Annotated in this window: 8 protein-coding genes, 1 tRNA gene and 1 pseudogene; 7 read left to right on the top strand and 3 right to left on the bottom strand. The window is 66.4% G+C overall.

Features of this window, described 5'->3' with window-relative positions; all coding sequences use genetic code 11:
* Together AC1DHD_RS13910 and htpX are read left to right on the top strand one after the other, a co-directional pair.
* On the top strand, window positions 1-943 hold a 943-nt coding region (locus AC1DHD_RS13910; protein ID WP_476880279.1), incomplete at its 5' end, for an MFS transporter.
* 64 nt (window positions 944-1,007) lie between these two features.
* Window positions 1,008-1,877: a zinc metalloprotease HtpX gene (htpX, locus tag AC1DHD_RS13905; RefSeq protein ID WP_476880278.1), complete on the top strand. Its 870-nt coding sequence runs from the start codon at window positions 1,008-1,010 to the stop codon at window positions 1,875-1,877.
* Window positions 1,878-2,021: 144 nt separating this feature from the next.
* Here the strand turns inward: htpX and AC1DHD_RS13900 are convergent.
* Window positions 2,022-2,138, bottom strand: a pseudogene (locus tag AC1DHD_RS13900) (nucleotide-binding YajQ family protein); the annotation flags it as partial.
* A gap of 91 nt (window positions 2,139-2,229) precedes the next feature.
* On the opposite strand from AC1DHD_RS13900, the gene AC1DHD_RS13895 reads away from it, so the two are divergent.
* Window positions 2,230-2,532 carry a hypothetical protein gene (locus AC1DHD_RS13895; protein WP_476880281.1) on the top strand — a complete coding sequence of 101 codons (303 nt, stop codon included), beginning with the start codon at window positions 2,230-2,232 and terminating at the stop codon, window positions 2,530-2,532.
* Window positions 2,533-2,657: 125 nt separating this feature from the next.
* Here the strand turns inward: AC1DHD_RS13895 and AC1DHD_RS13890 are convergent, their stop codons facing one another.
* Window positions 2,658-3,149: a YajQ family cyclic di-GMP-binding protein gene (locus AC1DHD_RS13890; RefSeq protein WP_476880277.1), complete on the bottom strand. Its 492-nt coding sequence runs from the start codon at window positions 3,147-3,149 to the stop codon at window positions 2,658-2,660.
* 202 nt (window positions 3,150-3,351) lie between these two features.
* Between AC1DHD_RS13890 and AC1DHD_RS13885 the strand changes: the two genes are divergently transcribed.
* On the top strand, window positions 3,352-3,606 hold the full coding sequence (locus AC1DHD_RS13885) for a hypothetical protein (protein ID WP_476880276.1): 255 nt from the start codon (window positions 3,352-3,354) through the stop codon (window positions 3,604-3,606).
* A gap of 150 nt (window positions 3,607-3,756) precedes the next feature.
* A tRNA-Tyr gene (locus AC1DHD_RS13880) sits at window positions 3,757-3,838 on the top strand.
* Window positions 3,839-3,972: 134 nt separating this feature from the next.
* Here AC1DHD_RS13880 and AC1DHD_RS13875 read toward each other — a convergent pair.
* On the bottom strand, window positions 3,973-4,686 hold the full coding sequence (locus AC1DHD_RS13875) for an alpha/beta fold hydrolase (protein ID WP_476880275.1): 714 nt from the start codon (window positions 4,684-4,686) through the stop codon (window positions 3,973-3,975).
* A 145-nt stretch (window positions 4,687-4,831) separates the two neighbouring features.
* Between AC1DHD_RS13875 and AC1DHD_RS13870 the strand changes: the two genes are divergently transcribed.
* Window positions 4,832-5,224 carry a DUF7793 family protein gene (locus AC1DHD_RS13870; RefSeq protein ID WP_476880274.1) on the top strand — a complete coding sequence of 131 codons (393 nt, stop codon included), beginning with the start codon at window positions 4,832-4,834 and terminating at the stop codon, window positions 5,222-5,224.
* A 120-nt stretch (window positions 5,225-5,344) separates the two neighbouring features.
* On the top strand, window positions 5,345-5,459 hold a 115-nt coding region (locus tag AC1DHD_RS13865; protein ID WP_476880280.1), incomplete at its 3' end, for a DUF1059 domain-containing protein.

Here is a 5,459-nt window from a genome sequence, read left to right as displayed (position 1 = left end):
GCTGTACGCCATGGTCGCGGTGCAGAGCGGTGCGCAGGCCATCAACCAGCCGGCCCGCAGCGCCATTATCCCGGTCCTGGTCCGCAAGGAACTCCTGCCCGCAGCCAACGCCCTGAGCATGATGATCTTCGGCCTGACCATGACCGCCGGCCCGCTGCTGGCCGGCGTGCTGGTTGCCACCGTCGGGTTCGCCTGGACCTACACCATCGACGTGGCCAGCTTCGCCTTCGTGGTCTGRGCCCTCCTGAAGCTGCCGCCGATGCCGCCGGGACAGGAGTCGCACCGGGCCGGCCTGCGCTCCGTGGTGGAGGGCTTCCGCTTCCTGGGCACCCGCCCCAACCTGCGGATGACGTTTGTGATCGACCTGGTGGCGATGATCCTCGCCCAGCCCCGGGCCCTGCTGCCTGCCATCGGCGCCCTGATGATCGGCGGCGGCGAGGCAACGGTCGGTGTGCTGCTCGCCTCGACCGCCGTCGGCGCCTTCCTTGCCGGGCTCTTCTCCGGGCCCCTCGGGGGAGTCCGTGCGCAGGGCGCGGCCGTGGTCTGGTCCGTGATGGGCTGGGGCGCCTCGATCGCAGGGCTGGGACTCGTCGTCGTACTGGCGGGCCGCTCCGGTGCCGGCGGCGTGACCCTGTGGCTGGTCCCCGCCGCGGTGTGCTGCGCGCTGGCCGGCATCGCCGACTCCGTCAGCGCCGTTTTCCGCACCACCATCCTGCAGTCGGCCACGCCGGACCACCTCCGCGGCCGGCTGCAGGGCGTCTTTGTGGTGGTGGTTGCGGGCGGTCCCCGGATCGGCGACATGCTGGCCGGCGGTGCGACTAAGCTCCTCAGTGAGGGCTGGGTGCTGCTGGCCGGCGGCGTGCTGTGTGCCGTGGTGGCCTGGCTTGTGGCCCGCTGGCAGTCCGGCTTCCTGAAGTACGACGCGCGGAACCCGGTTCCGTAGCGGTTCGTTTCCTAGGTGGGTGCTCCGCGCGGACACCCGACCGCAGCATTGCTTGGGAGGATCAGTGCACAACCATCACAACGGACTGAAGACGGCGGCCCTGTTCGGCGTGCTCTGGGCGGTGCTGCTGGGCCTCGGGGCGTTGATCGGGACGGGGATGCGGAGTTCGGCGCCCATCTGGATCATGGCGCTGATCGGCGTGGGCACCACGGCCTACGGGTACTGGAACAGTGGCAAGATCGCCATCCGGTCCATGCAGGCCTATCCGGTGACCGCGGCCGAGGAGCCCCAGCTACACCAGATGGTCCGGGAACTTTCGGCCCGCGCCAACCAGCCCATGCCCCGGATCTTCATCTCCCCGACCATGGCGCCGAACGCCTTCGCTACGGGCCGGAATCCGCAGAATGCCGCGGTGTGCTGCACCCAGGGCATCCTGCAGCTGCTGGACGCCCGCGAGCTCCGCGGCGTCCTCGGCCACGAGCTGATGCACGTCTACAACCGGGACATCCTCACCTCCTCGGTGGCCGCCGCCGTCGCCGGCGTGATCACCTCGGTTGGCCAGATGCTGCTGTTCTTCGGCGGCGGCGACCGCCGGAACGCCAACCCGATCGCACTGCTGGCCATGGCCCTCCTTGCGCCGTTTGCCGCGTCGCTGATCCAGATGGCCATCTCCCGGACCCGGGAGTACGACGCCGACGAGGACGGTTCCGCGCTGACCGGCGATCCGCTGGCGCTCGCCTCCGCCCTTCGCAAGATCGAGCAGGGCGTGCAGCTCGCGCCGCTGCCGCAGGACCAGCGCCTGGTGAACGCCTCGCACCTGATGATCGCCAACCCGTTCCGCGGCGGCGGCCTGGCCCGGATGTTCTCCACCCACCCGCCCATGGGGGAGCGGATCAGCCGGCTCGAGGGGATGGCCGGGCGTCCGCTGGGGTAGGCCTCAGGTTGATCTCGGCCCGCCGGCACCTGCGGACGCGCCCCGTGGCCGCCGACGCGCCTTCTGTCCCGCGACGCAGAAAAAGGCTGGCGCTACCGGAATACCGGTAGCGCCAGCCTTTTTGCGCGTCGAGGGGTACGGACCCTAGCTGCGGAAGTTCACGAACTGCAGGTCGGCCTCGTCAAAGTTCTTCAGGAGCGCCATGGTCTCCTGGAGGTCGTCGCGGGACTTGGACGTCACCCGCAGCTCRTCGCCCTGGCCTCGCGGGTCGTTGATGAGTGGCGCTGCTTCCGCTAGCGGTAATGGTACGAGCTGTACTCTTGCGGAGTCAGTAGTGCTAATTGGGGGAAAAGTGAAGCTCAAACATTCAGCTGGGATATTCGTGGCCGGGATTACGATGTTCCTAGGAGGGCCGGTGCTGAGTTACATCGGGATATTCCTCTCGACGTTATTTGCTGCTCGGCACGATAAAGCTTTGTTTGCGGTCTTTGTTGCTCTGTCGATTTTCGGTGTATTGGTGGGCCTGATGGGGTTCTTCATGCTGCTCGTGGCCATTCACCGGGCCCTGGTGAAGATCGATGCACTTCCCGTCCGCACGCAATCTGGCGCGAGGCAGGAATCGGCTTTTCAAGTTCGTCATTTCCCCGACGTGTAATGAATTAGTCGGCCCGACCAATGCCTAGGCCGCCGACACGCCTTCTGTCCCGCGACGCAGAAAAAGGCTGGCGCTACCGGAATACCGGTAGCGCCAGTCTTTTTGCGCGTCGAGAGGTACGGACCCTAGCTGCGGAAGTTCACGAACTGCAGGTCGGCCTCGTCAAAGTTCTTCAGGAGCGCCATGGTCTCCTGGAGGTCGTCGCGGGACTTGGACGTCACCCGCAGCTCGTCGCCCTGGATCTGGGACTTGACCGACTTCGGGCCCTCGTCGCGGATCAGCTTGTTGATCTTCTTCGCCAGGTCCTGCGCGATGCCTTCCTTGATGGTGGCCTCGAGGCGGAACTCCTTGCCGGAGGGGAAGGGCTCGCCGGTGTCGAGGGACTTCAGCGAGATGCCGCGGCGGATGAGCTTGGACTGCAGCACGTCAAGCACGGCCAGCACCCGCTCCTCGGAGTTGGCCTTCATCAGGATCTTCTCGCCGCTGAAGTCGACCTCGGCGCCGACGCCCTTGAAGTCGTAACGCTGCGCGAGTTCCTTCTGCGCCTGGTTCAGCGCGTTGGCGACCTCCTGCTTGTCGACCTTGCTGACGACGTCGAATGTGGATTCGCCTGCCATGACTGTCCTCCTGATGGTTGGTGGGGCACCCTGCCGAAGGGCGGTGTTTTCTGCATTCCAGCCTAGTACGGATGGCGCGGAAGCGGGTGTGCGGACGGGCGGCCGTTTCTTCACAGTCGGCTCATAGCTGAACCAAAGTGGGAACGAAGCTTCGTTCGGCAGAGTTGTACGAGTCGTAGAAGCCGCTCGAAAGGCAACGCACATGCACCGCAAGGCCATCCAGTACGTCACCAGCACCACCGCCGCCGCCGCGGGTTCCCTGACGACGGCGGTGACGACCGTGGCCGCTGCGGCGGTGGCGGCCTCCATCATCCTGAGCCCGGCCGCGGCTGCATCTTCCCGTATGGACGGCGTGCAGGCCGACCTGGCCCGGGCCGTGCAGCTGAACCAGATCACGCCCGAGCAGGCGGCCAAGTTCGAGGCCAAACTGGCCGGCCGCATCCTCGGCGAAGCCTGATATTCCGGGCCGGGACGGGCCCCGCGGCGCCGATTCGATTCTTCGGCGGAAGTTCTGTAAAGTTGTCTTGCCCGCGGTTGCTGGAAGCGGAACGGACTGGAAACAGACGCTCCAATGACGGAAGCCGCGAGTGATCTTCTTTTGAAGTTCGGCAGATTACCCGAGCGGCCAAAGGGGGCTGACTGTAAATCAGCTGGCAACGCCTACGGGGGTTCGAATCCCTCATCTGCCACCCTTGGAAAAGCCTCCGGAACCACACGGTTCCGGAGGCTTTTTCTTTGCCTGACGGCGGCCCAGGGGTCCGACGGCGGCAGGCAGCTGCCCGGCGCCCGCCTCGAAGGGCACGGGGCCGACCAACCCCCGCGGCTACGGGGCGGCCGGAGTCCGCTCCACCGCGGCAAGGATGGCCGCCCCCAGTTCCGCGGGCTTGGTGAACTGCGGCCAGTGCCCRGTGGGCAGGTCCACGTAGTCGACGTCGCGGATGCGGGAGAGTTCGGCCACGAACGGATGGCCCGCTRCAATCCACTCGCGCAGCATGGATGAGGGGAACTCGCAGGCGATGATGGTGGCGGGGACGTTGTAGCGGCGCTCATCGTGGAGCCGTTGCTTGTCATAGGCCACACCCTTGGGCTCCGGGATGGCCCGGGCGCGGAAGGCGGCGCGCAGTTCCTCGTCCAGGTCCACCAGGTCCTCGTCGTCGAAGAGCTCCCACGGCGGCAGCGGAACGTCGTCGCCGTCGGCCGGCAGTTCATCGTTCACCACTCCGCCGTCCCCCAGCGGTCCACTGTCCACGTAGATGGCGCGGGCTACGCGGTCCGGCCGCGCGTCCACGGCGCCGTGGATGATCGCGCCACCGCCGGAATGGCCCACCAGCACCACCGGACCCGCGATGCTGTCCGCTGYGGTGACGACGGCGTCGATGTGCGTTTGCAGGCCGATACCCCCGCGCGGTGCGCCGGCCGCCTCCAGTCCGGGCAAGGTCAACGGGTGGACCCGATGCCCTGCAGCCTCCAGCGGCGGCGTGACCTCCGACCATGACGATGCGTCCAACCAAAAACCGGGAACGAGGATGATGTCCATGGCCGCACCCTACGCGATCCGCTCGGCGGACGGGAGGCGCAACGCAGGCCTGGTTAGGGCCGAAACGTCATTTTCGTGTCGGAAAAAGTGGTCAACGTCACTATTTCGCTACGGAGGCGCTACTCTGGCGCAGGAAGGGAAACACATGGACATAGTTCTGGCATCCGGCAAGGGCACGCTCACCCTGGACGAAAGCGGAATCCTGCAGCTGGTCTGGGCCGGCGGGACAGTGCTCGAAACAGCCGACGCCGCCGAATCGGTCCTCGCGATCATGAAAATCAGCGCGGGCCGAATGCTGCCCCTGATGATCGACATCAGCGACGTCAAACTCACGGCCGGTGCCCGCAACCATTACCTGGAGAGCCGGTTTGTCTCTTCCGTGGCCCTGGTAGGCGAATCCAACGTGGACCGGGTGGTCGCCGCCTGGATGCGCCGCGGCAACGACTGCCCGCAACGCTATTTCACCTCCAGTGATGAAGCCCTGGAGTGGCTTGCCCAACCTGCCCTCTGCGAGGAAGCGCTGCCCCTCGCCACCTGAACCGGCCCCGCCGTCGGCCCTCCCCGCGACACCCCAACATATGGGCCCGCGAGGTTGGCCGGCTTTGACGTTACTGCGGAGTAGGGTTGGCGCGTTAACAGTTGAGCCTGAGGAGCTGAAGTGAAGTCTTTTGCATGTGGTGACGTCGTACCGGGTTGTGAATCCCGCTGGGTCTGCAGCACCGAGGACGAAATCCTCGTCCAGGTGGGCGCCCACGCGGCTGCCGTGCACGGAC

It is taken from the genome of Arthrobacter sp. 05L45_2, assembly GCF_056397525.1.
Note: the sequence above shows the minus strand (reverse complement) of the source record. Positions and strands in the feature narration are given on the sequence as shown.

Coding starts and splice junctions, on each gene's coding strand:
- AC1DHD_RS13890 (WP_476880277.1), bottom strand. CDS start 3,149: ATGGCAGGCGAATCCACATTCGACGTCGTCAGCAAGGTCGACAAGCAG.
- AC1DHD_RS13885 (WP_476880276.1), top strand. CDS start 3,352: ATGCACCGCAAGGCCATCCAGTACGTCACCAGCACCACCGCCGCCGCC.
- AC1DHD_RS13870 (WP_476880274.1), top strand. CDS start 4,832: ATGGACATAGTTCTGGCATCCGGCAAGGGCACGCTCACCCTGGACGAA.